Consider the following 26,477-nt stretch of genomic DNA (forward strand, 5'->3'; position numbering starts at 1 on the left):
TATTGGCTGACCCACCGCATTCGCGAGCAAGCCCGCTCCCACAATGAGGAGGTGTCGATCTCATCACTTGTGGTCACAGCAGCGACTATCTTGAATAGGCAACGCTCACCTGAGATGGGTCATGACAAGCAAGGCCAAGGTCTGCTAAAACGATTCATCAGTGCATCCGAATCCACACGGGGTAGCGACATGACCACAGCACACATCCTTGGCAATCTGTTTCCCGACAGCAGCGACATCCCGGAGAAATACCGCCTCGACGGCCAGACCGAGCAGCGTGAATACCTGGTTGACGGTCAATTGCGCACCTGGAACGGTCCGCTCGCCCAGGTCCGCAGCCCGGTGTACCTGACCGGCGAAAATGGCGATGAGCAAGTGATCCTCGGCAGCACGCCGCTGCTGGACGCCGAAACCGCCCTCACCGCCCTCGACGCCGCCGTCCGCGCCTACGACCGGGGCCAGGGCCTGTGGCCGACCATGCGCGTGGCCGAACGCATCCAGCACGTCGAGGCCTTCCTCGGGCGCATGCGCCAGCAGCGTGAAGCCGTGGTCAAGTTGCTGATGTGGGAAATCGGCAAGAACCTCAAGGACTCGGAAAAAGAGTTCGACCGCACCTGCGATTACATCGTCGACACCATCAACGCCCTCAAGGAACTCGACCGCCGCTCCAGCCGTTTTGAGCTGGAACAGGACACCCTCGGGCAAATCCGCCGAGTACCGTTGGGCGTCGCGCTGTGCATGGGGCCTTACAACTACCCGCTGAACGAAACCTTCACCACGCTGATCCCGGCGCTGATCATGGGCAACACCGTGGTGTTCAAACCGGCCAAGCTCGGCGTACTGCTGATTCGACCGCTGCTGGAAGCCTTCCGCGACAGCTTCCCGACCGGCGTGATCAACGTGATCTACGGCAGCGGCCGCGAAACCGTCAGTGCGCTGATGGCCAGCGGCAAGATCGATATCTTTGCGTTTATCGGCACCAACAAGGCCGCCAGCGACCTGAAGAAACTCCATCCGAAACCACACCGTTTGCGCGCCGCGTTGGGCCTGGATGCGAAAAACCCCGGCATTGTGCTGCCTGAAGTGGATCTGGATAACGCCGTCAGCGAAGCGCTCACCGGCTCACTGTCGTTCAATGGCCAACGCTGCACGGCGCTGAAAATCCTCTTCGTCCATGAAGACGTGGTCGAGTCGTTTATCGAGAAATTCAACGCCAAACTCGCCACCCTCAAACCGGGCATGCCGTGGGACAGCGGCGTGGCCCTGACGCCGTTGCCGGAAGCGACCAAAGTCGATTACCTGCACGCACTGGTGGCGGATGCCGTCAGCAAAGGCGCTACCGTGGTCAACCCCAATGGCGCTGAGGCCCGTGCGTCATTCTTCTACCCGGCGGTGCTGTACCCGGTGAACCCGCAAATGCGCGTTTATCAGGAAGAGCAGTTCGGCCCCGTGGTGCCAATCGTGCCGTACCGGCATCTGGACACCGTGATCGATTACGTCCTGGAGTCGGACTTCGGCCAGCAGTTGAGTATCTTTGGCACCAACCCGGTGGCGGTTGGCCGACTGGTCGACACCTTCGCCAATCAGGTCGGGCGGATCAACATCAACGCCCAGTGCCAGCGCGGCCCGGACACCTTCCCGTTCAACGGCCGCAAAAACTCCGCCGAGGGCACGCTGTCGGTGCATGACGCATTGCGGGTGTTTTCGATCCGGACACTGGTGGCGACCAAGTTCCAGGACAGCAACAAAGCACTCATCAGCGAGATCATTCGCGGACGGGATTCGAGCTTCCTGACCACCGACTACATCTTCTGAGGAGACCCGATCTGAGCGCCTATCGCCTGCCGCCCCTGATGCGTCGATTATTACGTCCGCTGCTGGACCCGTATCGGCGCTATCGCAACGCCAGGGTTATCCATGCGGTGCGGGTTTCGCTGGGGTTGCTGGCGACGATCCTGCTGACCACCGGCATCCACCTGCCCCACGGCGAGTGGGCGTCGGTGACCATGCTGGTAGTGATCGGTGGCTTGCAGCATCACGGCAACATCGGCAAGAAAGCCGCCGAGCGGGCGATTGGCACCTTGATCGGTGCCGGCGTCGGCTTGCTGCTGGTGGCGCAACAAGCCTGGCTCGGAATGCCATGGCTGACCTATTTCGCGATGTCGGTGGTGTGCGGGTTCTTCTCGTACCACGCCATTGGCAAGGGCGGTTACACGGCGTTGCTGTCGGCGATTACCGTGTTTATCGTCGCGGGGCATGGCGACAACCCGGTCACTGACGGGTTATGGCGCGGGGTCGATATCCTGATCGGCATCGCCCTGGCCCTGGCGTTTTCCTTTGCCTTGCCGCTGTATGCGGTGTTCTCCTGGCGCTACAACCTGGCCGATGCCTTGCGCGACTGCGCGACCATTTATGGGCGGATCATCAATGGTCAATCGGTTTCCGCTGATGAGCATCTCAAGCTGATGGGGCGGGTGAACGCGGTCATGGTGCAACTGCGCTCGCTGATGCCCTCGGTGTCCAAGGAAGTGCGGATTTCCATGACCGAACTGGATGCCATTCAACGCAACCTGCGGATGTGTATCAGCACGCTGGAGATCCTCGGCAATACGCGACCGGATGCCAGTGACCCGCAGGCCATGGTGCATTTGCAAACGGCGCTGAAAGCCGAACACCGGCAGATCCGCGTGCAACTGATCGGCATGGCCCGGGCCTTGAAGTCCGGTGCGGCCCAGCGGCTCAGTCGGCCAGTGGAACTGCCGGACGCCAGCCTTGATGCGCCGGTATACAGTCCGTTGGACGGCTATCGTTTACTGACCCGGCAACTGGCCGCCAACGTCACCGAAATGCGCCAGCGTCTGGCCAAAACTGCTCCGCGCTGGAACCTCTGACAATCACGGCGTGGCCACCCGGCGCAGCTTCAGGCCCCAGCCTTGTTGCATGCCGGCGGCGGCCAGCAAGATCGCGGCCACGCCAAGCCATTGCAACGGTTCCAGGCGATGGCCGAACGCGAACCAGTCAACGAAAATCGCCGCAATCGGATAAATGAACGACAACGCGCCGGTCAGCGCCGTCGGCAGTTTTTGGATGGCACCGTAAAGTAGCACGTACATCAAACCGGTGTGGACAACGCCCAGGGTCACCAGGCTGGCCCAGGCACTTGGCGCCTGCGGCAGTGCCGAAAAGTGCGCAAAAGGCGCGAGCAACAGCACGCCGGTGCAGACCTGGATCAACGCGATCAAATGTGGCGGTGTGCCGGTCAGGCGTTTGATGATCAACGCGGCAATCGCGTAGAGAAACGCCGCCCCCAGTGCCAGGCCAATCCCCGTCAGGTAGTCATTACCGCCCGCGCCCTGCTCGCCATGGGCGCTGACAATCGCCAGCATTCCGAGGAACGAAACAACCAGCCAGAACAACTTTTGCAGGGTGATTTTCTCGCCGAGAAACAACGCGGCCAAGCCAACCAGCATGAACGGTTGAACGTTGTAGACCGCCGTGCCAATGGCAATCGAGGCACGCGAATACGACGCAAACAGCAACACCCAGTTGCCGACAATCGCCATACCGCTAATCACGGCCAGCAGGAACGTGGTGAAGCTCAGAATGCCCGGGCGCAGGAAGCCGAACACTGCGCAGATCAGCAACAAGGTGCCGGCGCCGAACGCGCAGCGCCAGAACACCACGTCCAGCACCGGTTGGCCTGACACCAGCACGAACCAGCCGATGGTCCCGGAAATAAGCATGGCGGCGGTCATTTCAACCGAGCCGCGACGTAGTGTTTTGTCCATCATCAGACTCCTGTGTTTGAGCCCAAATTATGGCAACCGGCCCAGGCGCTTCTCCAGCGCAAAAATCAGGCTAAACTCGATTTCTGCCTTTTTTATCAAGGCTGTTCTGTTCAACTGCCTAATAGAGGTTTTGCCATGACCGACGACATCGACCAAGTGCTGATCACCGCTCTGATGAACGACTCACGCCGCTCGCTCAAGGCCCTGGCACAGATCAGCGGCCTCTCCTCGCCCAGTGTTGCCGAGCGTTTGCGGCGTCTCGAAGAGCGCGGCGTACTTAAAGGCTACACCGTTGAGATCGACCCTAAATGTTTCGGCTATCAGCTTCAGGCGATCGTGCGCATCCGCCCGCTGCCGGGGCAGTTGCAGGAAGTCGAACGGCAGATTCAAGCGATTCCCGAATTCACCGAGTGCGACAAGGTGACCGGCGACGATTGTTTCATCGCACGGCTACATGTGCGCTCGATGGAGCAGTTGGACACCCTGCTCGACCGCCTCAATACCCACGCCGAAACCAACACGGCGATCGTCAAGAAAACCCCGGTCAAACGCCGGTTGCCGCCGATGGCGTGAGTGTTGTTTGGTACCGATTGGCGTAGATTGATGCCTTTGCGGCTAAAGGATTGGCGGTATGAAAACTCATGTTTTGATGTTGGCGGCGCTAATGCTGGCGGGCTGCGGCACCGTCCAGACGGTGGTGCGCGGTGATGCAGTAGCCGTTAAAAGTCTCAAGGAACGGAAAAGCTACTGCGGTGCTATTCCATGGATTTACAGCGGCGTGACGTATGACTTCTGCTACCTGAATGCGCCGCTGGAGAAAGGCATCGATGCACAGGCACACACCTCCGTCCCTGCCGTTTTGCTGGTCGACGCGGTCATTTCCGGCGCGCTGGACACATTGCTGCTGCCCTACACCGTCTACCGGCAGCAGGCCGATGGCAGCATCATCCTCAACTAGTGATCCTGAATCGCAGACCATAAAAAACCCGCCGAAGCGGGTTTTTTATTGCTCATGCCTGGCGATTAATCGTCGCGGCTCATGATGCCGAAGATCTGCAACAAGCTGATGAACAGGTTGTAGATCGATACATACAGGCTGATGGTCGCCATGATGTAGTTACGCTCGCCGCCCTGAATGATGGCGCTGGTCTGGAACAGAATGCAGACCGACGAGAACAGCACGAAACCTGCGCTGATCGCCAGTTGCAGACCGCTGATCTTGAAGAACATGCCCGCCAGCGTCGCACCCAGCAACACGAAGAACCCGGCAGTGATGAAACCACCCAGGAAGCTCATGTCCTTGCGGGTGATCAGCACATAGGCCGACAGACCACCGAACACCAGTGCCGTCATCGCAAAAGCGGAACTGACCACTTCAGCGCCGCCCTGCATGCCCAGGTAACGGTTGAGAATCGGGCCGAGCAGGAAACCCATGAAACCGGTCAATGCAAAGGCCGACACCAGGCCCCAGGCCGAATCACGGAGTTTGTTGGTAAGGAAGAAAAGGCCGTAAAAGCCGATCAGCACAACGAAGATGTTCGGATAACCGACTCGCATCTGCTGAGCAACGAACGCCATCACACCGCTGAATGCGAGGGTGAGGGCGAGCAAGCCGTACGTGTTGCGCAGGACGCGGCTAACCTCTAGCTGCTCAGCCTGCACGCTGTTATTAACTGCGTAATCCTGTTCGCGCATGGCGACACTCCTGTTGGTTTGAAACGTTCAGTGGCAAAGATCATAACAGACGCTCTGTAACAAGCTATGCAGAGAGTTTGACAGTGTGTTTCATTCAGGTATTATGGCGCCCGCAACGCAAACGGAGGTGTGGCCGAGTGGTTTAAGGCAACGGTCTTGAAAACCGTCGACTGTAACAGGTCCATGAGTTCGAATCCCATCGCCTCCGCCATATTTGTACCGATAAAGCCCTGATTAGTCAGGGCTTTGTCGTTTCTGTTACTCGCGTTTTTTGGACCTCCCTTTCTGGATCGTTTCCGCATCTTTTCAGCTATTTCCGCAACCCTCCCGCTCCATCCCAGCTTTCCAGCCTGGATCAAGAAACTCAGAACTCACCCGCAATGAGTATTCGGTGACGTCGATAGACAGCTTACGGCCAGAAGCGGATCAGCGTGAATGTCCGCCACGGCCAATACCGCACGTTCAGATAAACGACAAAACCGTCAGTGATCCTGCCAGATGTGACCAGTCAAAAGATAAGTAGTAAGGGGCAAAGAGGCCCGACAGAGCGGGCCTCGATTTCAAACTTTTATGCCTGTGCCAGTTTAACTGTTTCAGTTTGCCCCTTATCGTCAGGACGGATCTTGAACCAGATCGAGTACATCGCAGGCAGGAACACCAGCGTCATAATGGTGCCAACGAGCGTGCCGCCGATAAGGGTATAGGCCAGCGTCCCCCAGAACACCGAGTGTGTCAGGGGAATAAACGCCAGGATCGCCGCCAGGGCCGTCAACAGTACCGGTCGCGCACGTTGCACCGTGGCTTCGACGACTGCGTGAAACGGATCCAGCCCTTCTTGCGCGTTGTGATGAATCTGCCCGATCAGAATCAGCGTATTGCGCATCAGGATCCCCGACAGTGCAATCAACCCGACCAGCGCATTGATGCCAAACGGCTGATTGAAGATGAGCAGTGTCGGCACCACACCAATCAACCCTAACGGTGATGTGAGGAACACCATGATCATCGCCGAGATTGAACGAACCTGCACAATGATGATGACAAGGGTCATTGCGATCATGATCGGCAGCAACGGTATGATCGCCTTGCCGGCCTTGCCGGACTCTTCGATCGCACCCGCCTGCTCAATCCTGTAACCGGAAGGCAGTTTCTCGATGATCGGCTGCAGTTGCTTCAGCAGCGCACCGGAAACATCCGGTGGCTGCAAGTCTTCGGCAATGTCACCGCGCACGGTGATGGTCGGGGTGCGATCACGCCGACGCAGGATCGGATCCTCCATGCGCACATCGACCTCGCCTATCTGCGACAACGGGATTCGCTGCCCTGACGTACCGACCAAGGTGAAGCCTGCGATTTGCTGCGGATCGAGGCGGATGTCGCCCGCAGCCCGCCCCATGACCTGCACTGAACGAATATCCTCGCGCACCGCCGTAATCGGTACTCCGCTCAGCAGGAACTGCAATTGCTGTGCAACCGCAGTCGATGTCAGTCCCACTGCCTGCAGGCGATCCTGATCCAGATTGAAATGCAAGGCCGGGGTAAGCGGACCCCAGTCGGTGTTGACGGTTCTCATCATCGGACTATCCTGCATCACGCCCCTCACCTGCTCGGCGATCACGCGCAACTTTGCCGGATCAGGCCCCATCACCCGGTAGGCCACCGGAAATGGCGAATAAGGACCAAACACAATTTGCGATGCCCTGAGGCGCGCTTCCGGGGCGAGCCCTTGAGCGACCGCGTCACGAAAACGCAACTTGAGGGTTTCCCGTGTTTCCTGACTGTCGGTCAGCACCACGATCTTGGCGAAAGACGGATCGGGCAGCTCCGGCGCCATCGCCAGGAAGAAACGCGGCGCACCCTGACCGATATAGGCCGTGACGATTTTTGCCTCGTCCTGCTGGCGCAGCCAGGCCTCGACCTTGGCAGCCGTGGCACTGGTCTGCTCGATGGAGGTGCCGTAGGGCATCTGCACCTCGATCATGACCTCGGGACGGTCAGAGGTCGGGAAGAACTGTTTCTTCACCAGGCCCATGCCCGCAGCCGCCACGAAGAACAGCGCGACCACCGTGCCCGCGACCAGCCATTTGCGCGCAATGACCCGAGTCAGAACCCGGCGGAAGCGGTTGTATCGCGGCGTGTTGTAGATCGCCGCGTGTCCACCCGCGACCGCCTTGATGTCTGGCAACAGCTTCACGCCCAGATAAGGGGTGAACGCCACCGCAACGACCCAGGAAGCGATCAGTGCGATACCCACGATCCAGAACATGTTGCTGGTGTACTCACCGGCCGTGGACTGAGCGAATCCGTTAGGCAGAAAACCGATCGCCGTCACCAGGGTTCCGGACAGCATCGGCGCCGCCGTGTGACTCCAGGCATAGGCAGACGCCTTGATGCGATCGTAGCCCTCCTCCATTTTCACCACCATCATTTCAATGGCAATGATGGCGTCGTCGACCAGCAGCCCGAGCGCCAGGATCAATGACCCGAGGGTGATACGGTCGAAATTCTTGCCGGTGGCCGCCATTACCACAAACACGATCGCCAGGGTCAAAGGTACGGCGGCGGCGACCACCACGCCGACACGCCAGCCCATGCTCAGAAAGCAGACGAGCATGACCACCAGCAGCGCGACAAAGAACTTGACCATGAACTCGCCGACGGCCGAGTCAATATTCACTGCCTGGTCGGTGACCTTGGAGAGGCTCATGCCCAGGGGCATCTCCTCATTTATCCTGACGGTCTCCGCATCCAGCGCCTTGCCAAGATCAAGACCGTTCCAACCCTCACGCATCACCACACCGAGCAACAGCGCATCTTCTCCGTTATTGCGCACCAGAAAAGTGGCCGGGTCTTCGTAACCGCGTTCGACCGTCGCCACATCAGACAGCTTGAGTGTCCGCCCTTGCACGACAACAGGCGTGTCGCGGATTTTCTGTAGCTTGTCGAACGCACCATCGAGACGCAGAAAAACCTGTGGCCCGCTGGTTTCGACTGATCCGGCCGGGGTCAGTGCGTTCTGACTGTTCAGCGCGGCAAAAATATCCTGCGGTGACAAGCCCAAGGTCGCCAACCGGTCATGGGAGAACGAAACAAATATCCGTTCGGCTTGCTCGCCGATGATGTTGACCTTCTTCACCCCCGGCACATGCAACAGGCGCTGCCGCATGGACTCCGCATCGCGGACCAGCAGGCGCTGCGGCTCGCCTTTGGCTTTCAGGGCGAACAGCGCAAAGGTCACGTCCGAATACTCGTCGTTGACCATCGGCCCGATGACGCCCGCCGGCAATTTGATGGCTTCATCGTCGAGTTTTTTACGCGCCTGATAGAACTCCTCCTGCACTTGCGAAGGGGGCGTGCTGTCGAGTAACGAGACCATCGTGAAAGCGAGACCTGGCCGCGTATAGGTTTCCGAGCGGTCGTACCATTTGAGTTCTTGCAGGCGCTTTTCCAGTGGTTCCGCGACCTGATCCTGCATCTCTTGTGCGGTCGCCCCCGGCCACGCCGTGATGACGGTCAACTGCTTGACCGTAAACGGAGGATCTTCGGCACGCCCCAACTGGAAGAACGCCAGGATGCCGGCAACGGCGATCAGAAAAATCAGAAAGACCGTGATCGCCCGCTCGCGAACGGCGATGGCGGAAATGTTGAATCGTCCTTCGCTCATGGACGACTCCCGGCAACCGTCGCTTCATTCTTCACAGGTATTCTCACTGGCTCACCCTCGCGTAACAGATGAGCGCCCAGCGCAACGATTTGCTCGCCTACGCCGAGGTCGCCGGCCACTCGCGCAGAATCGTCGCTCAACCCCAGTATCTGAACCGGTCGCCAGGTCACTGTTGGCGGTGTGCCGGTGATGACCCACACGCCAGGGCCTTTACCCGCGTCGTAAACCGCAGCGATAGGCACTTGTAACGACGCGACAGGTGTCGAGCCCTCGGCGATTCTGAGGGTGACAGTCGAACCTATCGGCGCATTGGCCAGCGCGCCTTCCAGTACATAGCGCGCCTCGAACGTGCGCGTCGTGCGGTCTGCCGAGTCCGAAAGTAATCTCAGTTTCGCTGTCACAGCACCCGAGGCGTCACCATAGAGTGTGGCTTGCGCGGTGGATCCTGCGGCGGGACGCAACGTCTCGGGCAGGTGCACGATGGCCTCGCGCTGCCCTGCCCGCGCCAGTCGAACCACTGGCTGTCCCGGGCTGACGACTTGTCCGGGTTCGGCGAGTGTTTCCACCACAACGCCTTCGGCATCGGCGACCAGCACCGCATAACCAGAAGCGTTGCGGGCAACGTCCGCTTGCGCTTCAGCAGCGCTGAGCTGCGCCTTGGCAGTGTCTGCGGCGGCTTTGATCTGATCGTAGGCCGATGCGGAAATGGCGCCGGCGCTGACCAGGGTGCGATAGCGAACTTCGTCATCGGTTGTCTGCTTGGCGCGGGCCCGGGCGGCGATGACCGACTCCTGCTGCGCGCGTGCCTGCAGCCCAAGATCGATGGGGTCAAGTCGCATCAGCGGCTGACCGCGCTTGACGGTCTGGCCCGTGTCAACCAGACGTTCGAGCACCTTGCCCGATACGCGAAAACCCAGGTCGGTCTGAATGCGCGCGGTCACAACCCCCGTAAAGGATCGAGAACCGTCAGCCGCCGCTTGAACGGCGGAGGCCCGAACCAAAGGCGCCTGAGTACGCGGGTCGGTTACGGGGGAAGAATCACCGCACGCCACCAGAGCGAGCGGCAACAGGCATGCGGCAATGGGGAAAGATCGGAGCCGGCGCATAGGTCCCCTTACTAAATAGGATGATCATCATATTCTCATACTTGTGACTATTGTAGTCAATGGTCACGGCATTGAAGTATTTTCAGCGTCGTAAATTCAGACAAATACTCAAGAATCCTTAGAAAGTCTGAGCCTTAACGAGCGTCATCAATTGACAGATTGTGACCAAATCATATTATGGTCACAATCACTCCACCAAGGAACTCCAATGCCTCCCCTCCGCCCGATTGCTCTTTTGCTTACCGCCGGCCTGATGGCAGGTTGTGCGGTGGGACCGGATTACCAGCGTCCGGACGCCCCGCTTTCTGACCATTACCTGGGCCAGTCCGCTGTCGAACCGCGATCCGAATCGACACCAGGCAGCCTTGTCGCCTGGTGGGAAAACTTTAATGATCCGCTGCTGACCGACTTCATCAACCAGGCCCTACAGCAGAATCTGGACCTGGCGCAGGCGTCGGCGCGAGTCACCCAGGCAAGGGCCGGCCTGGGTGCCGCAAACGCAGCACTGCTGCCCTCGGCGAACATCAACGCACAGGCTGCGCGCGCTTATCAGTCCGTCGAGACGCCACTGGGCCAGGTATTGAATTCAACACCGGGCTATGACCGTTACGGCAATGCCTACGAGGCCAACTTCGAGGCGGGCTGGGAAGTCGATGTATTTGGCGGACTGCGCCGGGGGCGTGAGGCGGCACTGGCTGAGTACCAGGCCTCAGCAGCGGGTTTCACCGCTACACGACTGGCAATCGCCGCGCAAACGGCCGATATCTACATCACCTTGCGCGGATTACAGGCACGGCTGGACATTGCCAACCGGCAAGTCGACACCCGGCGCACGCTGCTAGAAAAGGTCCGGTTGCTTTACGGCAAGGGCCTGGCCGCGGAGTACCAGGTGCGCCAGGCCGAGGGTGAATTGTCACAAGTTCAGGCGACCGTTCCGGTACTGCAGAGCGGTCTGGAGGCGGCCATGAATGCGATGGACGTGATGCTCGGCACGCCTCCCGGCACTCATCGCACGCAACTGGCACGTGAGGGCAATATTCCCGTTGCACCGTTGTTGACTGCGCTGGGCACACCGGCGGATCTGCTGCGGCGCAGACCGGACCTGATCGTGGCCGAACGCCGTCTTGCAGTCTCCAACGCGCGCATTGGTGAAGCGATTGCCGAGTACTACCCGAAATTTTCCCTCAGCACCTTACTGGGCAGCGCGACAGCTGTCTCCGGCGGCAATCTTTTCACCAGCGGCGCGAGCCAGTCGAGCGGTGTCCTGGGCCTGCGCTGGAGGCTTTTCGACTTCGGACGCATCAACGCCCAGATAGATCAGGCCAAGGGACAGGAAGCTGAAGCGTTGGCCGCGTATCGCCAGTCGGTACTGCGCGCCACCGAAGATGTAGAGAACGCGCTGTCCTCACTGGTGAATCGGCAAACCCAGACCACCACCCTCACCGGCGGCGAAGCGGCACTGACTCAAGCTCGCCAGTCCTCATTCACCGCCTATGAAAAAGGCACAGCCAGCCTGATCGATGTCCTGCACACCGACGAAACACTGCTGCAGGCCTCCGACGCCAGAGCGCAAGCGCGGACGGAATCGGCCCGTGCGGCGGTGGCGGTATTCAAGTCGCTCGGCGGAGGCTGGCAACCCGCTGAATCGCAGTCTGTAACGGCGCGCTGAGCAGCACCGCCAGATCGTTTTCAGACCAGGTTAATGAGAGTCGGGAGACACGTGTACTCCCGACCCGCATTTGGGCTTAACCGCGTTCAACTAGAAGCGGTAACTGACAGAAGTACCGAACCCGCTCGCACTGTTCTTGTACTTGGCACTGTACGCACCCCGGGTCGCCGAGGTGTCGTTGATCTGTACGCTCTCCTCCCAAAGATAGGAATACGCGAGATCGATCGTGACATTGTCCACGGGCGTCCAGCCGGCACCGAAGCTGACAACCTTACGGTCGCCGGTAGGAATCCGGGGGCCGCGATTGGTATTGTTGGTGGGTGACTGATCAACCGAAAACCCGCCACGCAACACCCATTGCTTATTCAGTTGATAGGCCGCACCGATCGCGTGAGCCCAGGTGTCATGCCAGTTCTGCTCTTCGCTGATCGTCCCCAATTGGCCGCTCAGCAACGGCGGCAAGCCGCTGTTCTCAATCGTCAGTTCCTTGAAGCGGCTCCACCGCGTCCACGTACTACCCACATAAAGCGTCCAGTCGTTGTTGAATTGATGCGTCACCGAAAAGTCCACCGACTCCGGCGTGTCCACATCCAGCGATGCGTCATAGCTACGGCCGCTGACGCCCAGCACGCTGAAGATGCCATCCGTGACCTTGGTTTTGGCGTCCAGGTGGTAACTGACTTTGGAGTGATACGTCAGGCCCAGACGGGTCTGATCGGTCGCCTGCACCAGCACGCCGGCGTTGAAACCCAGTGCGGTGTCATCGCCGGTGCTTTTGAGCTTGCCGTCATTACGCCCCGGGCTGAGTGGATTGGGCACCATGCCCGATATCTCTCCACCGATACGGTTGATGGTCGGCCCGAATCCGATCGAGACTTTTTCGTTAAAGGCGTAGCTGATCGTCGGCTGGAAGGTCAGCGTGGTGACTTCACTCTTGTTGGCGTAATAGCGTCCGGCAAAACCACTGCCGTAGTCGGTGATCAGCCCGAAAGGCACATAAAACCCGACGCCGAATGCCCAATGCTCATCGATCGGTTTGACGTAATACCCCATCGGTACAGTGGTGGTGGGCACCATGTCGCCGTCTTCCTTGCCGCCGAAGGTACTGCGAGTCCGGCTGATGTCAGATTTGGCAAACAACGTAGCAGTCCCCACGCTGATCTGCTCTCGTTTAAGCCGCGCCATGCCCGCCGGGTTGCCGTAGATCGTACTGGCGTCTTCGGCTGACGAAGATCGCCCGGCAAAACCGGACCCCATCCCGCTGATGCTTTGCTCGTTGAGTGCAAAGCCACCGGCTAATACATTGGAGGACGCCAGCACGACGGCCAAGCCAACGGGATTTTTGAGCATTATTTTTTTCATTATCTGGACTCTATGGGATCGCTGAAAAAGAACATCGAGAACGACAGCGAAGCCATATTATCCAAGTGACCATTTCAGTCAATGGTCACAGACAGCAAAATTTAACGCCGTTCCGGCATGCATGTGCCGGGAACAGGAAACCTGATAAGGGGGATGTCGCTCTGGCGCAGATCACCTGAAAGGGTGATCTGCGTTTGGTCAGGGCATCAGGCTACGCAGAATAAGGTTGGAGGTCAGCGTGGGCGCTACCTCAATAAAATCCAGATTGTGCTGCAGCAGCAACGGGTTGACGAAGGGACGCAGGGCCAGATGGATCGCCTCGACGGTCTCGTCCAGCGGGGTCTTGCGCTCGAACTCTCCGACCTCTCGCCCTTGACGCACGATGTCGAAGATAAAGCGCTTGATCTGCTCCTCATACACCTGGGCACTGGGCCAGCGCTCCGCTGCGGAAAATGCCGCGATGTCGTAGAGCTTGCGATCATTGAAGAACAGGTTCACACCCGTGGCAATCACGGTTTTCACCAATCGGCGGAAACGCTCGGTCGGCGAAATCGCCTCTGCGTTAACAGCCTGTTCTACCGCTGCAACGATTTGCCCCAGACAGTTTGAGCAGATCGCCTCGCCGATCGCCTGTTTGGAATCAAAGAATTTATAGATGTACGCCTTGGAAAAACCGATGGCCCTGGCCAGATCAGAAACAGTGGTTTTGCCATAGCCGTATTGACTGAAGTGTTCATTGGCTGCCGCGACAATCTGATCGCGAATGTCATGGTCGGCTGGGCCACGTGGGCCGGACGAAAATATTGATGGCTGATTCATGGGAACAGCTTACTCACCCTATCGAGGACTTACAAATCGTGACCAATAGTACATATAGTCACGAATCGAACATTCGTATACTCGGCTGATCGGATGGAAGCGGGTAATCGCCGAAAGCCGTTCTTCTACAGCGTTTCCACTTTATCGACCGGCAATACCGGTAATGAAGCAAACATTTCAGCGCGACACACCTTCAAAATCTCATCCGCCAACGCGGAATCATCCGGGCAAGCTCGCGACAAAATAATCGCGCCAACCGCTCGAGACAGCAGGTCGATCATTTTCTTTCTGCCCTCACCCACCGCAGCGTCCGGCCCTGTTGGATATTTGTCTCCCAGGGTCTGCAGGGTATGTTCGATGCCTTCGGCAAACGTCGATTTCACATCGTCCGCCTGACGCGCTGCGTCGCCACACAATGCGGCCATCGTGCAACCGCTGCCGCGTCCGTCGCGATGTTCTCTGTTCACATAGACGTTGATGAAACCGGGAACATCAAGCGCCTGGGCACCTGTCAACGATTTGCCAAGACTGCAGGCCGAGGCTTCGGACATCAGGTCGGCCTTCGAACCGAAATGCTTGTAGAAGCCTCCATGGGTGAAACCGGCAGCCGCCATGAGATCCGCCACACCGACGCCGTCAAAACCGCGCTCACGGAACATCTTTGAGGCCGTTTCAACGATGTGCTCTCGATTGGCCTGCGCCTGTGCCTTGGTCACTCTCACGTGCAATACCTCGTGTTTACCGGGAATCATGCGCCCAATCATACATAGATGCTGGTCATAATCAAAACCGTTGGCAGTTTAGATTTCGATCATCATCCTAATTGAACGCAACATCGATCTCCATCCACGGGCACGGAAGAAACTCCAGATGACCAACCAGAATCTGTTCACCCCTTACACCCTTGGTAGCCTCGCGCTGTCGAACCGCGTCGTCCTCGCACCGCTTACACGCAACCGCGCAGGCCAGGGCTTTGTCCCCAGTGAATTCGCGGCCGCCTATTACAGCCAACGCGCCAGCGCCGGCCTGCTGATCAGCGAAGCCACGCAGATTTCCCGACAGGGCCAGGGTTATCAGGACACCCCCGGGATCTACACGCAGGCGCAAATAGACGGCTGGCGCACAGTCACCGATGCCGTCCACGCCAAGGGCGGAAAAATCTTCCTGCAGCTGTGGCATGTCGGCCGCGTCTCACACGTCGATCTGCAAGAAAACGGCGCCGCACCGGTGGCCCCTTCTGCGCTGCGTGCCGCGACCAAAGTGTTCGTCAACAATCGTTTTGAAGACGTTTCCGAGCCCCGCGCGCTGGAACTCAGCGAACTGCCGGGGATCGTCGCCGATTTTCGTCAGGCTGCGGCCAACGCGGTCGCCGCCGGGTTCGATGGCGTGGAGATTCACGGTGCAAACGGCTATTTGCTGGATCAATTCCTAAAGGACAGCGCCAATCTGCGCACCGATGCTTACGGCGGTTCGATTGAAAATCGTGCGCGTCTGTTGCTCGAAGTGACGGCGGCCGTCATCAATGAAATCGGCGCGGATCGCACCGGTGTGCGCTTGTCCCCGGTCTCACCCGCCAATGGCGTTTCCAGCAGTGCCCCCCAAGCGCAATTCGATTACGTCGCCGAGCAGCTCGATGCCCTCGGTGTGATTTATCTGCACGTCGTCGAAGGTGCGACCGGTGGCCCGCGCGACGTGGCGCCCTTCGATTTCGGCGCCCTGCGCCAGCGTTTCAAAAACACCTACATTGCCAACAACGGCTATGACCTGGACCTGGCGACCGCGAGGCTCGCCGAAGACCAGGCCGATCTGATCGCCTTCGGTCGCCCGTTCATTGGTAATCCGGATCTGGTGGAGCGCCTCAAGCGTGGCGCGCCGTTGTCCGCCTTCAACCCCGCCACCCTGTATGGCGGCGGCGCGGCGGGCTACATCGACTACCCGACGCTGGCTGATTCGAGCGCTAACGCAAGCTGAGTAATCAGTGAACGCACTTTCTGTTTCTCACATCCTGAAAGAGAGATACCCCATGAGCACTCGCCCTACTGTTCTGATCACTGGCGCCTCCACCGGCATTGGCGCTGTCTACGCCGCGCGCTTCGCGCAACGCGGCCACGATCTGGTACTGGTCGCCCGCGATCAGGCTCGCCTGGACGCACTTGCAGCGCGCTTGCGCAGCGAACACGACGTCGCCGTCGATGTCATTCAGGCGGACCTGACCCAACTCAGCGATCTGACCGCCGTTGAAAGCCGCCTGCGCGACGACGCCCGTATCGGTATTCTCGTCAATAACGCCGGCGCCGCGCTGTCCGGTCACTTCGTCGATCAAAGCACCGACAGCATTGCGCAACTGGTCGCCCTCAACACCACGGCGCTGGTACGGCTCGCCAGCGCCATCGCCCCACGCCTGGCCAAGGCAGGCGACGGCGCAATCATCAACATTGGTTCGGTGGTGGGCCTGGCGCCGGAGTTCGGCATGACGGTCTACGGTGCGACCAAGGCATTTGTGCTGTTCCTTTCCCAGGGCCTGAGCCTGGAACTTTCGCCTCTGGGCGTCTACGTGCAGGCCGTGTTGCCCGCCGCCACCCGCACCGAAATCTGGGATCGCTCCGGCATCGACATCAACACCTTGAACGAAATCATGGAAGTGGACGATCTGGTAGATGCCGCACTGGTCGGTTTCGATCGTCGCGAACCTGTGACCATCCCGCCGCTGCAAGAAGCTGAGCGCTGGGATGACCTGCAGGGCGCACGCCAGGGCCTGCTGGGGCAAATCCGCCAGTCTGCGGTTGCCCAGCGCTACCAGACTCCACAGTGATTTTTTGGTAGCGAGCATTCGCGCCGGATTCGATGCAGGCGCATGGCATTGCATCGAATCCATCCCGCTGTCCGGAGTAACAATGAATTCAACGCAGACAAATTCCCCCTCGGGTTCGCCGACGTCGTTCATCAACGCGGCGAACCAGTCAATCACGGTCAACGGCGTTCGCTTTGCCTATCGCGACACCGGCCACGCAACCGGTGTGCCCCTCGTACTGTTCAATCATTGGGGCGCGGTGCTGGACAACTTCGACCCCGCGATCATCGATGGCCTGGCGCAAACCAGACGCGTCATCACCACCGACTATCGCGGCATCGGCAGCTCTGCTGGAGCCGCGCCACTGACGGTGGGTGAAATGGCCGACGATGCCATCCGGCTGATCCAGGCGCTGGGGCTGGAAACCGTTGATGTGCTCGGTTTCTCCCTCGGCGGTTTCGTCGCTCAGGACATCGCGCTGAAGGCGCCTGATTTGGTGCGCCGTTTGATACTGACCGGCACCGGACCGGCGGGCGGCACCGGTATCGACAAAGTCGGCACGGTGTCGTGGCCATTGATCCTCAAAGGCTTGCTGACCCTACGCGATCCCAAGTTCTACCTTTTCTTCACTTCGACGGCCAATGGACGACGGTCCGCCTCGCAATATTTACGACGCCTCAAAGCACGCAAGAAAAATCGCGACAAGGGCCCGACGCCCCGCGCTTTCCTGCGGCAATTGAAAGCCATCACCGCGTGGGGCAAACAACCGCGGCAAGAACTCGGACGGTTGCGCACGCCAACGCTGATCGTCAACGGTGACAACGACATCATGGTGCCCAGCATTAACTCGTTTGAGCTGGCCAAGCTTATCCCGAACGCACAGTTGGTGATTTATGAGGATGCCGGGCACGGCGGCATTTTCCAGCATCACGCTGACTTTGTGGCCAAGGCGCAGGCGTTCCTCGACGCTTGACCACGTCACGCAGCAACACCGCAATCTACCGACTACCCTCCGTACAACCAGCAAGAGCCGCACCACGATGAAAGCATTTCTAATTGATCGCTATGGCAAGAACCCCGGGCGCATTGGCGAAGCGCCCGCCCCCGCAGTCGGTGCCCACGATGTCCTGATCGAGGTACATGCGAGCAGTGTCAACGTGCTGGATTCGAAGATCAGCAAAGGCGACTTCAAGCTGATCCTGCCCTACTCATTTCCGTTGATACTGGGCAATGACCTGGCGGGTGTCGTGGTTGAAGTCGGCTCGAAGGTGACACGCTTTAAACCGGGAGACGAGGTATACGCTCGCCCGCCCGAAGCGCGGATCGGGACGTTTGCCCAATTGATCGCCGTGAACGAAAACGCGGTCGCCCTGAAACCTGCCAATACCAACATGGCCCAAGCCGCGTCCCTCCCCTTGGTTGCACTGACCGCCTGGCAAGTACTGGTTGAAACCGCTCGACTGCAAAAGGGCCAGAAAGTGCTGATTCACGCGGGTTCCGGCGGCGTCGGCACCCTTGCTATTCAGCTTGCCAAACACCTCGGTGCGTTTGTCGCCACAACCACCAGCACCGCTAATGTCGAATGGGTCAAGGCGTTGGGGGCCGATCTGGTGATCGACTACACACAGCAGAACTTCGAAAGTGTCCTGCATGACTACGACGTGGTGCTGAACAGCCTCGGCGCCGACGTGCTGGAGAAGTCACTCACGGTCCTAAGACCCGGTGGCCAACTCATTTCCATCTCAGGGCCACCCACTGCACAGTTCGCGCAGGAGCAAAGGTTGTCTTGGCCATTGCAGCAAGTCATGCGTCTGCTGAGTCTTGGCATTCGTCGCAAAGCGCGCAAGCAGCACGTCAGCTATGCGTTCGTGTTCATGCGGGCCAATGGCGCTCAACTGCAACACATCACCGCGCTCGTTGAGGATGGAATCATCAAACCTGTGATTGATCGTTCCTTCACCTTTGAATCAACGGCAGAGGCATTGAAGTACGTTGAGCAGGGACGAGCCAAGGGCAAGGTCGTTGTTTCGCTCAAATGACCACGCCGCCTACTCATGAATCGACCGTAGAAGTTGCACAGCTTTTACTGCTTAAGCGGTCATCATCCGAAGTGATTTCGCCAGAGGTGCAGGAACAGCAAGCGCTTCAACCGGATGTTGCGCGGGTTGAACCGCCCGTTATCGTTTGGCGCAGTTTCATGCTTGAGCCATAGGGCGGGGGGCGAGCATCGGTCGTTCCAACTATCCCAATCATCGACAAATGCGCTGAGCCCGGGCGTCTCTCAAGCCGACGGCGGGATAACTGCCAAGTGACATGCGTTTCTGCTGGCCGGTCCAGTAGAAACGAAACAGCCAGCGCTTGCCACCCGCCGCAGTCACCATGAGTGACAGACCGTCGAAGTCGCCAAGCGAGTAGTTTTTACCCGTGATGCGGGCATGCCGAATCGTGAATTCCGAGAGAGGCATGGTGAGCCACTGTAAGAGAGTCAGCACCTGATGCTCGTCTGGTGACCTGAAGGGTTCCAGCAACAATACGAATTCGAGCCTGTCCCAAAAAAGGGACTTAAACGTACCGGCTTCCGCTGATTTCCAGTGGTTTTTCGCAGCAACGAAAAAAGACGCCGAAGCGTCTATTTCGATGATCCTCAGCGCCCAGTGGACATCTGTGGATCTATGTTTGGAGCGGGAAACGAGACTCGAACTCGCGACCCCGACCTTGGCAAGGTCGTGCTCTACCAACTGAGCTATTCCCGCGTCTTGGTGTGGCGCATTCTATAGATTCCAGAAGCCCCGTCAACCCCTTGATTCAAAAAAGTTTTATTTCTTTTCTACGTCGGTCTTCAGATGCGGCCAGGCAGCCCGCAGATACTGGACCATGGACCACAATGTCAGGCCTGCCGACACCAGCAATAAAGCGTAACCCACCAGAACCCAGAAGCTGAAGTCCGACGGATTGGCCAGCAGGATCACCAGCGCCAACATTTGCGCGGCGGTTTTCCATTTGCCCAGGTTCGATACGGCGACGTGAGCGCGGGCGCCGAGTTCGGCCATCCACTCTCGCAGCGCCGAGACGACAATCTCGCGACCGATAATGACCGCTGCCGGCAGCGTGAGCCACAGGTTGCCGTGTTCTTGCACCAGCAACACCAGCGCAACGGCGACCATCAGCTTGTCGGCCACCGGATCAAGGAAAGCCCCGAACGGTGTGCTTTGTTCCAGACGGCGAGCCAAATATCCATCGAGCCAGTCAGTGGCAGCGGCGAAGGCGAAGACCGAACTGGAGGCCAGGTAGCTCCATTGGTAAGGCAGGTAGAACAACAAAATGAAGATCGGAATGAGCAGGACGCGTAGAACGGTAATCAGATTAGGGATATTCATCGGCACAACTGGCTACGAGGTGAGTTGGCATTCTACTCGCTGTGCAGATTTGCATAAATCGACTCAGCGAGCTTTTTACTGATCCCGGGTGCTTTGGCGATCTCTTCGATGCTGGCACGAGACAGCTCCTGCAATCCACCAAAATGTTTCAACAAATCGCGCCGACGTGTCGGTCCGACGCCCGCGACGCCTTCCAGCGTGGAGGTACGGCGGGTTTTACCCCGTCGCGCCCGATGCCCGGTAATGGCGAAACGGTGAGCTTCGTCACGAATCTGCTGGATCAAATGCAGCGCGGGGGAATCGCCGCGCAAGGTGAATTCGTGTGCAGCGTCGTTCAGGTACAAGGTTTCAAAACCGGCCTTGCGCGTTGCGCCCTTGGCCACGCCCAGCAGAATCAGATCGGGTACTGCCAATTCATTGAGCACATCGCGAGCCATGGACAACTGGCCTTTACCACCGTCCACCAACAGAATGTCCGGCAACTTGCCCTCGCCGTCCTTCAGCTTGCTGAAGCGCCGGGTCAGGGCCTGATGCATGGCTGCGTAATCATCGCCTGGCGTCACGCCCTCGATGTTGTAACGACGGTAGTCCGACTTGATCGGGCCTTCCGGGCCGAATACCACGCAGGACGCCACGGTGGCTTCGCCGCTGGAGTGACTGATGTCATAGCACTCCAGACGCTGCGGTGGCTCATCCAGGTTCAGCACCTCGGCCAGCGCATCGAAACGCGCAGCAACATGCTGACGATTGGCCAGTCGCGCGCCCAGCGCCTGTTCGGCGTTGGTGACAGCCAACTGTTGCCAGCGTGCTCGCGTACCACGGACCCGATGACTGATGGACAATTCGCGACCGCGCAACTCATCGATGGCCGCAATCAGGACAGGAAAGTCGTCGTGAACCACGTTGACGATCAACTCGCTCGGCAAATCCCGTTCGGGGCTGCTGATGTAGTACTGCCCCATAAACGCCGCCATGACTTCGGAAACATCTTCTTCAATTCCCACTTGCGGGAAGAAGTTCTTGCTGCCGAGCACCCGTCCACCGCGCACACTGATCAAGTGAACACAGGCACCGCCCGGATTGACGAACGCGGCGATCACGTCAATATCACCCGTCCCGCCTTCCATGCTCTGCTGGTCCTGCACCCGCCGCAGCAATGAGATCTGGTCCCGCAGCTCGGCCGCACGCTCAAACTCGAGGTTGATTGCAGCCTCTTCCATCCCGGCCGACAACTCGTCCGTCAACGCGTTGCTGCGGCCCTCAAGGAACATCACCGAGTGCCGAACGTCCTCGGCATACACCTGTGGCTCCACCAACCCGACACACGGCGCCTTGCAGCGCTTGATCTGGTATTGCAGGCAAGGCCGGGTGCGGTTCTTGTAATAGCTGTCTTCACACTGGCGAACGAAAAAAGTTTTTTGCAGCAGGCTAAGGCTTTCGCGAATGGCACCGGCGCTGGGGTAAGGGCCGAAATACTTGCCCTTGGCCTTTTTCGCACCACGGTGAATGCTCAGCCGTGGAAACTGGCCATCCGAGAGAAAGACATAAGGATAGGATTTGTCGTCGCGCAGCAGAATATTGTAGGGCGGACGCCATTCCTTGATCAGCGTCTGCTCCAGCAACAAGGCTTCGGTTTCGTTGGCCGTGATCGTGGTTTCGACTTGGGCGATACGACCTACCAGCGCAGCGGTCTTGGGGGCAAGACCGGTCTTGCGGAAGTAGCTGGCCAAACGTTTCTTGAGGTTCTTGGCCTTGCCGACGTAAAGCAGGCGAGCATCGATGTCGAACATGCGATAGACGCCGGGGCGTCCGCTAACGGTCGACAGGAATGCACTCGGATCGAAGACTTCAGTCATTTTCAGAGACTGGCATCGACCATGCCGTGACGAACCGCCAACAGGGTCAGCTCGACGTCGCTGCTGATCGAAAGCTTCTCGAAAATGCGGTAACGGTAGGTATTCACGGTTTTCGGCGACAGGCAAAGCTTGTCGGAAATGATCTGGACCTTCTGACAGCCGACAATCATCAAGGCGATCTGGATTTCCCGCTCAGACAACGCATCGAAAGGTGAATCGTTGGTCGGCTGAAACGACTTGATCGCCAGTTGCTGGGCAATTTGCGGGCTGATATAGCGTTGTCCGGCAAATACCAGGCGAATGGCCTGGACCATTTCCGGCAAACCGGCACCCTTCGTCAGATAACCCGCCGCACCGGCCTGCAACAGTCGTGTAGGAAACGGATCTTCCTCACACACCGTGACAGCGACTACTTTGATATCAGGATGACTGCGCAGCAGTTTTCGCGTGGCTTCAAGACCGCCGATCCCGGGCATCTTGACGTCCATCAGAACCACATCGGGCTTCAACTCACGCGCCTTGAGCAGGGATTCCTCCCCTGACTCGGCCTGGCCGACTACTTGCAGGCCATCGATGTCAGCCAGCATTCGTGTAATGCCTGTACGAACGAGATCATGGTCATCGACTACTAGCACCCTAATCAAGCAGACACCTCGCGATATGGTCGTATTGGGTTGCCGAACACCTTAGCAAAAAGCGACTGGCAGACCTAGCGGCAAGCGTCATATAAAAAGTTTCAATTCATCTTTGAGGGCTTGCCGTCCGTGTGTTTCAGCCATGCGGGGCATCGATCTGGCGCTGCATTCTCAGGAAACACTCGTCCTCGCCGACCACCTCCAGCCCCATTCGCCGATACAACGCCTGCGCCGGATTATTTTTGAAAACGGTCAGCCGTAATGCCGGGCGTCGCTCCGAACAGGCCATGCCCCCTACCTGATCGATCGCCCAGGAACCGGCGCCCTGCCCTTGAAACTCTCGCGCCACGTGCAGCTCACGGATGTACAAAGCCCTGGCATCACGACTGAGGCTGACATAACCCACCGTCGATTCGCCTTGCACAATCAGCCAGTTTTCCCGACCGGCCCAAGCGACATCGAAAGCTTCATCCAGCCACAACAGATCGTACTGAATGTAATAGCGCAGCATGTTCTGACGAGTCAGGCTGCGGGCGAAATCCAGATCTCCAGATGTCGCCGGACGTAATTCGAAAACCATTCAGCGCTCCGAAAGGGTCACTCTTTGTCGAAACCCGGAGTGTGTCACAACCCCTGAGGCACTCAAGCGATAGAAAACACGGCCGTTGCCCGATAGCATTTTCTGATTGAATCCCACTGCCGCCCTCTAGTAAGCTCGGCACATTCATCGGAGACAGACCATGTTCAACGCCCTCTCACAGCTTCGTACCGTCAGCGCCCTGCGCTCGATGGCGGCTGCCCGGGCGAATGACATTTGTGCTCCGGTCAGCTTTTATTTTGGGTATTGGTTTAGCCACTGGCGCGCCTGATACCCACACGGCGCCCACTTTAAACGGGTCGCCACCAGAGAATTCTCAACCCCCGGTCGGCTTCCCGACCGGGGGTTTTGTTTTTTCAGCCCCACACATTTTGTAGCGACACACCAGACATCCGAGGATCAAGAACATGAACTACGCCATTTATTACCGTTACGACAGTTTTACCGCCTGGCGATTTACCAGCCTCCGCTCGGGACAGCCTGCCGCCTCCGATCGGTCACCCACAGGTGGCAAGCACACACACGCAGCCAATCCGGCCAATTGTCGAACACCCCAGTAGGGCCGAGCAGCGGGAGCGAACCCGCCGCCAGCCCAGGAAGCCCGAATATGAACTCGTCCGTCTCTGCTCTGCCGCTGTCCACCTTGAGCCCTGCCAATGAAGCGCTGACCCTGCGCCTGCCCAGCTCATTGCAACTCAAACAGCAATTGCCACTCAGCAATGCCCTGACCCAGCAAGTCGCCGACCATCGCCACGCGGTCCGCGCGATTCTCAACGGTGAAGACTCCCGCTTGCTGGTCATCGTCGGCCCCTGCTCCATTCATGATCCGCAGTCAGCCCTCGAATACGCCGGCAACCTTGCCCGCCTTGCCGCTGAAGTCAGTGGTGAAATGCTCCTGGTAATGCGCGCCTACGTCGAAAAACCCCGCACCACTGTCGGCTGGAAAGGCCTGGCCTACGATCCGCATCTGGATGGCAGCGATGACATGGCCGGCGGCCTGACACTGTCCCGGGAGCTGATGCGTGAAATGCTCCGCCTCGGTTTACCCATCGCCACCGAACTGCTGCAACCGATGGCGGCCGGCTACTTCGACGACTTGCTCAGTTGGGTTGCTATCGGCGCCCGTACCACCGAATCGCAGATCCACCGGGAAATGGCCAGTGGCCTGAGCATGCCCGTCGGCTTCAAGAACGGCACCGATGGCGGTGTCACGGTCGCCAGTGACGCCATGCGCTCGGCGGCTCACCCCCATCGGCACTTCGGGGTCGATAGCCAGGGCCATCCTGCCATCATTCAAACCCCCGGCAATCCAGATACCCACCTGGTGCTACGTGGCGGCCACCGCGGGCCAAACTACGATCGCGATAGCGTCGCCAAAATCAACCATGATCTGACCAAGCTGAAAATTCCGGCACGCATCATGGTCGATTGCAGCCACGCCAACAGTGGCAAAGACCCGCTGCGCCAGCCCGCCGTGTTCAACGACGTGCTCGAACAACGCCTGCAAGGCGATCACTCATTGATCGGCATGATGATCGAAAGTCATCTCTTCGAAGGCTGCCAACCACTGAGTCCGTCCATGCAGTACGGGGTATCAGTCACCGATGGCTGCCTAGGCTGGACCGGCACCGAACACTTGCTGCGCCAGGCGGCCGACCGACTACGAGCATAGCCGTCCGGGGTCAACGTCCAGCCCTCAATCGAGGGCTGGAAGGCTGTGCCGTCTAGCGAGACAACTTACGCCTGCACCTGCACCAGCGTCGCGTCTGATAGCTGGCTCACATCGTCGAGTCGTTCGACCGAATAACTGACGCGCACCGTCGAGCCATGATGCTCTCTCCAGAACCGGTAAGGGACAATGAACACCAGCGGTTCGCCGGCCATCTCCCGGGCAATCTCCCGCTCATCCCGGTGACTGAAGCTGGCGCCGTCGCACTTCAGATACACCAACTCACCCTCCTCGGCTTGAGCATCGTCAATCACGATGGTGACACCATCAATCGAGTCCTGCAGATCCAGCCAGCCTTCATCTGCCTCCAATACGACCGGAGCCAGCAGCGGCGCTCGCACCATAGGCCCGATGGACAGTTGCGCAGGTTCTGAGTAGAACGGCGCCTGGCCACGTTGTTCAACGCAGTAACGGATCGTCACCCTCGACCCGAGATTGGGCGCAATGAACTCGGGACTCACCCAGAACGAAAGCTCCTGCCCCACGGCAAAGGACTCGATGTTCAATCGGTCCCGAAAACTCGTTTGAGGGTTTACGCCATCCCAGGACAGCACGATACGGTCACCCGCCGCCATCCGCGCATAAGGTCGAATCGTCACGCGAGCGCCTTCCGGCACCCGGTCGGGGTCCAGCGTGCCACCCACGGCCTCATTCAGCACCACCGGCAACAATTCGGAACGGGTATCGCCGACATTCAGTTGCAAACGCCGGGACTCTGTCGGCTCTGGCGATGAGCGACTGGCAAGCGTGTAGTAAACCTCCAGCGAACCGCCATCCAATGCACTTATGTGCGCACTGGAGACGCTAAAGACAACATCCTGCCCCTCCAGCCCCTGACTGACGAAGCCCGACATTTCGTGCCGGTAGGCTAACCCCTGAGCATCCAGACCCGACCAGTGCAACACCAACCGGTCTCCGCTCACCATGCCTGGATAAGGCAGGACCTTGACGACAGCCTTTCTACTGGCCGGATCGAGAACGCCATTTTCTGCCTGTACCAGCACCGGCGCCAGCATCGATCGCTTTGCACACATTCCTGCATCTACTTCATAAGTGGTCATTCACACACTCCAGTCCTTGGAAACAAACACCGCCCTTAGTAATGCAGGGCGGCATCGAACGACGGTTATTGAACAACAAGGTGCTGCCGGGCGATGTCAGGAAATAGCTACCCATCGCCGAGACAATGAGTCTTGTGAAGTAGGCCGCTGGTGAGAATCACTCTCGAACAGACAAAAAGATGTCGAAATATTCCGATCCAGGCCTCAGCAACATCTGAAATTTCCGACTTTTTCTATGCCGCTTTCCACTGATTACAGCGGACTTTTCATACATCGCCGGGCCGGGCGAGTGCTTTAGAGTGAGCCCTGCTGCACATCCTCGAACGT

The 26,477-nt window shown here is 58.7% G+C and carries 24 protein-coding genes and 2 tRNA genes; 12 read left to right on the forward strand and 14 right to left on the reverse strand.

What is annotated here, in order from left to right; translation table 11 throughout:
- Positions 1–189 precede the first annotated feature (189 nt).
- Both V5E99_RS02895 and V5E99_RS02900 read left to right on the forward strand, forming a co-directional pair.
- A complete protein-coding gene (locus V5E99_RS02895; RefSeq protein ID WP_499800792.1) occupies positions 190–1,815 on the forward strand; it encodes an NADP-dependent glyceraldehyde-3-phosphate dehydrogenase in 1,626 nt (541 codons plus the stop codon).
- Positions 1,816–1,853: 38 nt separating this feature from the next.
- Positions 1,854–2,891 carry an FUSC family protein gene (locus tag V5E99_RS02900; protein WP_499800793.1) on the forward strand — a complete coding sequence of 346 codons (1,038 nt, stop codon included), beginning with the start codon at positions 1,854–1,856 and terminating at the stop codon, positions 2,889–2,891.
- 3 nt (positions 2,892–2,894) lie between these two features.
- On the opposite strand, the gene V5E99_RS02905 is transcribed toward V5E99_RS02900, so the two are convergent.
- Positions 2,895–3,791 carry a DMT family transporter gene (locus V5E99_RS02905; protein WP_499800795.1) on the reverse strand — a complete coding sequence of 299 codons (897 nt, stop codon included), beginning with the start codon at positions 3,789–3,791 and terminating at the stop codon, positions 2,895–2,897.
- 132 nt (positions 3,792–3,923) lie between these two features.
- Here V5E99_RS02905 and V5E99_RS02910 point away from each other — a divergent pair, with 132 nt between their 5' ends.
- Both V5E99_RS02910 and V5E99_RS02915 read left to right on the forward strand, forming a co-directional pair.
- Positions 3,924–4,361: an Lrp/AsnC family transcriptional regulator gene (locus V5E99_RS02910; protein WP_499800797.1), complete on the forward strand. Its 438-nt coding sequence runs from the start codon at positions 3,924–3,926 to the stop codon at positions 4,359–4,361.
- Positions 4,362–4,419: 58 nt separating this feature from the next.
- A complete protein-coding gene (locus V5E99_RS02915; protein ID WP_499800798.1) occupies positions 4,420–4,746 on the forward strand; it encodes a YceK/YidQ family lipoprotein in 327 nt (108 codons plus the stop codon).
- Between the two features lie 65 nt (positions 4,747–4,811).
- Here the strand turns inward: V5E99_RS02915 and V5E99_RS02920 are convergent, their stop codons facing one another.
- A complete protein-coding gene (locus V5E99_RS02920; RefSeq protein ID WP_499800800.1) occupies positions 4,812–5,483 on the reverse strand; it encodes a Bax inhibitor-1/YccA family protein in 672 nt (223 codons plus the stop codon).
- Positions 5,484–5,606: 123 nt separating this feature from the next.
- On the opposite strand from V5E99_RS02920, the gene V5E99_RS02925 reads away from it, so the two are divergent.
- Positions 5,607–5,694: transfer RNA gene (locus V5E99_RS02925), tRNA-Ser, on the forward strand.
- A 357-nt stretch (positions 5,695–6,051) separates the two neighbouring features.
- On the opposite strand, the gene V5E99_RS02930 is transcribed toward V5E99_RS02925, so the two are convergent.
- Together V5E99_RS02930 and V5E99_RS02935 are read right to left on the reverse strand one after the other, a co-directional pair.
- Entirely contained in the window at positions 6,052–9,147 is a 3,096-nt protein-coding gene (locus V5E99_RS02930) for an efflux RND transporter permease subunit (protein WP_499800802.1), read from the reverse strand.
- Positions 9,144–10,253, reverse strand: coding sequence for an efflux RND transporter periplasmic adaptor subunit (locus tag V5E99_RS02935; RefSeq protein WP_499800803.1), 1,110 nt, complete (start codon positions 10,251–10,253; stop codon positions 9,144–9,146). The genes V5E99_RS02930 and V5E99_RS02935 overlap by 4 nt, the downstream gene beginning before the upstream one ends.
- Positions 10,254–10,461: 208 nt before the next feature.
- Here V5E99_RS02935 and V5E99_RS02940 point away from each other — a divergent pair, with 208 nt between their 5' ends.
- Entirely contained in the window at positions 10,462–11,922 is a 1,461-nt protein-coding gene (locus V5E99_RS02940; RefSeq protein WP_499800804.1) for an efflux transporter outer membrane subunit, read from the forward strand.
- Between the two features lie 90 nt (positions 11,923–12,012).
- Here V5E99_RS02940 and V5E99_RS02945 read toward each other — a convergent pair whose 3' ends face one another.
- The 3 genes from V5E99_RS02945 to V5E99_RS02955 all read right to left on the reverse strand — a co-directional run bounded on the left by V5E99_RS02945 (position 12,013) and on the right by V5E99_RS02955 (position 14,825).
- Positions 12,013–13,272, reverse strand: a complete 1,260-nt coding sequence (locus V5E99_RS02945; RefSeq protein ID WP_499800806.1) for an OmpP1/FadL family transporter — start codon at positions 13,270–13,272, stop codon at positions 12,013–12,015.
- Positions 13,273–13,482: 210 nt separating this feature from the next.
- The gene (locus tag V5E99_RS02950; protein ID WP_499800807.1) at positions 13,483–14,103 is read right to left on the reverse strand and encodes a TetR/AcrR family transcriptional regulator; all 621 of its coding nucleotides are present in this window, start codon (positions 14,101–14,103) and stop codon (positions 13,483–13,485) included.
- A 125-nt stretch (positions 14,104–14,228) separates the two neighbouring features.
- Complete coding sequence (locus V5E99_RS02955) at positions 14,229–14,825, reverse strand: TetR family transcriptional regulator (RefSeq protein ID WP_499801091.1); 597 nt, start codon at positions 14,823–14,825, stop codon at positions 14,229–14,231.
- 148 nt (positions 14,826–14,973) lie between these two features.
- On the opposite strand from V5E99_RS02955, the gene V5E99_RS02960 reads away from it, so the two are divergent.
- The 4 genes from V5E99_RS02960 (at position 14,974) to V5E99_RS02975 (ending at position 18,933) form a co-directional block, all read left to right on the forward strand.
- Complete coding sequence (locus V5E99_RS02960) at positions 14,974–16,074, forward strand: alkene reductase (RefSeq protein WP_499800809.1); 1,101 nt, start codon at positions 14,974–14,976, stop codon at positions 16,072–16,074.
- Between the two features lie 52 nt (positions 16,075–16,126).
- Entirely contained in the window at positions 16,127–16,915 is a 789-nt protein-coding gene (locus V5E99_RS02965; protein WP_499800811.1) for an SDR family NAD(P)-dependent oxidoreductase, read from the forward strand.
- An 82-nt stretch (positions 16,916–16,997) separates the two neighbouring features.
- A complete protein-coding gene (locus V5E99_RS02970; protein ID WP_499800813.1) occupies positions 16,998–17,867 on the forward strand; it encodes an alpha/beta fold hydrolase in 870 nt (289 codons plus the stop codon).
- Positions 17,868–17,934: 67 nt separating this feature from the next.
- Positions 17,935–18,933, forward strand: coding sequence for an NADP-dependent oxidoreductase (locus tag V5E99_RS02975; protein ID WP_499801093.1), 999 nt, complete (start codon positions 17,935–17,937; stop codon positions 18,931–18,933).
- Positions 18,934–19,143: 210 nt separating this feature from the next.
- Here V5E99_RS02975 and V5E99_RS02980 read toward each other — a convergent pair whose 3' ends face one another.
- The 6 genes from V5E99_RS02980 to V5E99_RS03005 form a co-directional block, all read right to left on the reverse strand.
- Complete coding sequence (locus V5E99_RS02980) at positions 19,144–19,386, reverse strand: Arm DNA-binding domain-containing protein (RefSeq protein ID WP_499800815.1); 243 nt, start codon at positions 19,384–19,386, stop codon at positions 19,144–19,146.
- Positions 19,387–19,571: 185 nt separating this feature from the next.
- A tRNA-Gly gene (locus tag V5E99_RS02985) sits at positions 19,572–19,647 on the reverse strand.
- 63 nt (positions 19,648–19,710) lie between these two features.
- Entirely contained in the window at positions 19,711–20,277 is a 567-nt protein-coding gene (pgsA, locus tag V5E99_RS02990) for a CDP-diacylglycerol--glycerol-3-phosphate 3-phosphatidyltransferase (protein WP_499800817.1), read from the reverse strand.
- Between the two features lie 26 nt (positions 20,278–20,303).
- Positions 20,304–22,127, reverse strand: a complete 1,824-nt coding sequence (gene uvrC / locus V5E99_RS02995; protein ID WP_499800819.1) for an excinuclease ABC subunit UvrC — start codon at positions 22,125–22,127, stop codon at positions 20,304–20,306.
- Positions 22,128–22,129: 2 nt separating this feature from the next.
- Positions 22,130–22,771: a response regulator transcription factor GacA gene (gacA, locus tag V5E99_RS03000; RefSeq protein WP_008015884.1), complete on the reverse strand. Its 642-nt coding sequence runs from the start codon at positions 22,769–22,771 to the stop codon at positions 22,130–22,132.
- 127 nt (positions 22,772–22,898) lie between these two features.
- Positions 22,899–23,342 (reverse strand): GNAT family N-acetyltransferase, encoded by a 444-nt coding sequence (locus V5E99_RS03005; protein ID WP_499800822.1) that lies wholly within the window; start codon positions 23,340–23,342, stop codon positions 22,899–22,901.
- A gap of 160 nt (positions 23,343–23,502) precedes the next feature.
- Between V5E99_RS03005 and V5E99_RS03010 the strand changes: the two genes are divergently transcribed.
- Together V5E99_RS03010 and V5E99_RS03015 are read left to right on the forward strand one after the other, a co-directional pair.
- On the forward strand, positions 23,503–23,631 hold the full coding sequence (locus V5E99_RS03010; RefSeq protein WP_499800824.1) for a hypothetical protein: 129 nt from the start codon (positions 23,503–23,505) through the stop codon (positions 23,629–23,631).
- Between the two features lie 336 nt (positions 23,632–23,967).
- On the forward strand, positions 23,968–25,032 hold the full coding sequence (locus tag V5E99_RS03015) for a 3-deoxy-7-phosphoheptulonate synthase (RefSeq protein WP_499800826.1): 1,065 nt from the start codon (positions 23,968–23,970) through the stop codon (positions 25,030–25,032).
- Positions 25,033–25,097: 65 nt separating this feature from the next.
- Here the strand turns inward: V5E99_RS03015 and V5E99_RS03020 are convergent, their stop codons facing one another.
- Positions 25,098–26,150: a hypothetical protein gene (locus V5E99_RS03020; protein ID WP_499800828.1), complete on the reverse strand. Its 1,053-nt coding sequence runs from the start codon at positions 26,148–26,150 to the stop codon at positions 25,098–25,100.
- Positions 26,151–26,477 lie beyond the last annotated feature (327 nt).

The sequence above is a fragment of the Janthinobacterium sp. LPB2021202312-11-4 genome (assembly GCF_037049705.1).
In the GTDB taxonomy this organism is placed as follows: Bacteria; Pseudomonadota; Gammaproteobacteria; order Pseudomonadales; family Pseudomonadaceae; genus Aquipseudomonas.

What these genes read in the sequence shown, in the direction of transcription:
- V5E99_RS02895 (WP_499800792.1), top strand. Translation starts at nt 190, where the DNA reads ATGACCACAGCACACATCCTTGGCAATCTGTTTCCCGACAGCAGCGAC.
- V5E99_RS02900 (WP_499800793.1), top strand. Translation starts at nt 1,854, where the DNA reads ATGCGTCGATTATTACGTCCGCTGCTGGACCCGTATCGGCGCTATCGC.
- V5E99_RS02905 (WP_499800795.1), bottom strand. Translation starts at nt 3,791, where the DNA reads ATGATGGACAAAACACTACGTCGCGGCTCGGTTGAAATGACCGCCGCC.
- V5E99_RS02910 (WP_499800797.1), top strand. Translation starts at nt 3,924, where the DNA reads ATGACCGACGACATCGACCAAGTGCTGATCACCGCTCTGATGAACGAC.
- V5E99_RS02915 (WP_499800798.1), top strand. Translation starts at nt 4,420, where the DNA reads ATGAAAACTCATGTTTTGATGTTGGCGGCGCTAATGCTGGCGGGCTGC.
- V5E99_RS02920 (WP_499800800.1), bottom strand. Translation starts at nt 5,483, where the DNA reads ATGCGCGAACAGGATTACGCAGTTAATAACAGCGTGCAGGCTGAGCAG.
- V5E99_RS02930 (WP_499800802.1), bottom strand. Translation starts at nt 9,147, where the DNA reads ATGAGCGAAGGACGATTCAACATTTCCGCCATCGCCGTTCGCGAGCGG.
- V5E99_RS02935 (WP_499800803.1), bottom strand. Translation starts at nt 10,253, where the DNA reads ATGCGCCGGCTCCGATCTTTCCCCATTGCCGCATGCCTGTTGCCGCTC.
- V5E99_RS02940 (WP_499800804.1), top strand. Translation starts at nt 10,462, where the DNA reads ATGCCTCCCCTCCGCCCGATTGCTCTTTTGCTTACCGCCGGCCTGATG.
- V5E99_RS02945 (WP_499800806.1), bottom strand. Translation starts at nt 13,272, where the DNA reads ATGCTCAAAAATCCCGTTGGCTTGGCCGTCGTGCTGGCGTCCTCCAAT.
- V5E99_RS02950 (WP_499800807.1), bottom strand. Translation starts at nt 14,103, where the DNA reads ATGAATCAGCCATCAATATTTTCGTCCGGCCCACGTGGCCCAGCCGAC.
- V5E99_RS02960 (WP_499800809.1), top strand. Translation starts at nt 14,974, where the DNA reads ATGACCAACCAGAATCTGTTCACCCCTTACACCCTTGGTAGCCTCGCG.
- V5E99_RS02965 (WP_499800811.1), top strand. Translation starts at nt 16,127, where the DNA reads ATGAGCACTCGCCCTACTGTTCTGATCACTGGCGCCTCCACCGGCATT.
- V5E99_RS02970 (WP_499800813.1), top strand. Translation starts at nt 16,998, where the DNA reads ATGAATTCAACGCAGACAAATTCCCCCTCGGGTTCGCCGACGTCGTTC.
- V5E99_RS02975 (WP_499801093.1), top strand. Translation starts at nt 17,935, where the DNA reads ATGAAAGCATTTCTAATTGATCGCTATGGCAAGAACCCCGGGCGCATT.
- uvrC (WP_499800819.1), bottom strand. Translation starts at nt 22,127, where the DNA reads ATGACTGAAGTCTTCGATCCGAGTGCATTCCTGTCGACCGTTAGCGGA.
- V5E99_RS03005 (WP_499800822.1), bottom strand. Translation starts at nt 23,342, where the DNA reads ATGGTTTTCGAATTACGTCCGGCGACATCTGGAGATCTGGATTTCGCC.
- V5E99_RS03010 (WP_499800824.1), top strand. Translation starts at nt 23,503, where the DNA reads ATGTTCAACGCCCTCTCACAGCTTCGTACCGTCAGCGCCCTGCGCTCG.
- V5E99_RS03015 (WP_499800826.1), top strand. Translation starts at nt 23,968, where the DNA reads ATGAACTCGTCCGTCTCTGCTCTGCCGCTGTCCACCTTGAGCCCTGCC.
- V5E99_RS03020 (WP_499800828.1), bottom strand. Translation starts at nt 26,150, where the DNA reads ATGACCACTTATGAAGTAGATGCAGGAATGTGTGCAAAGCGATCGATG.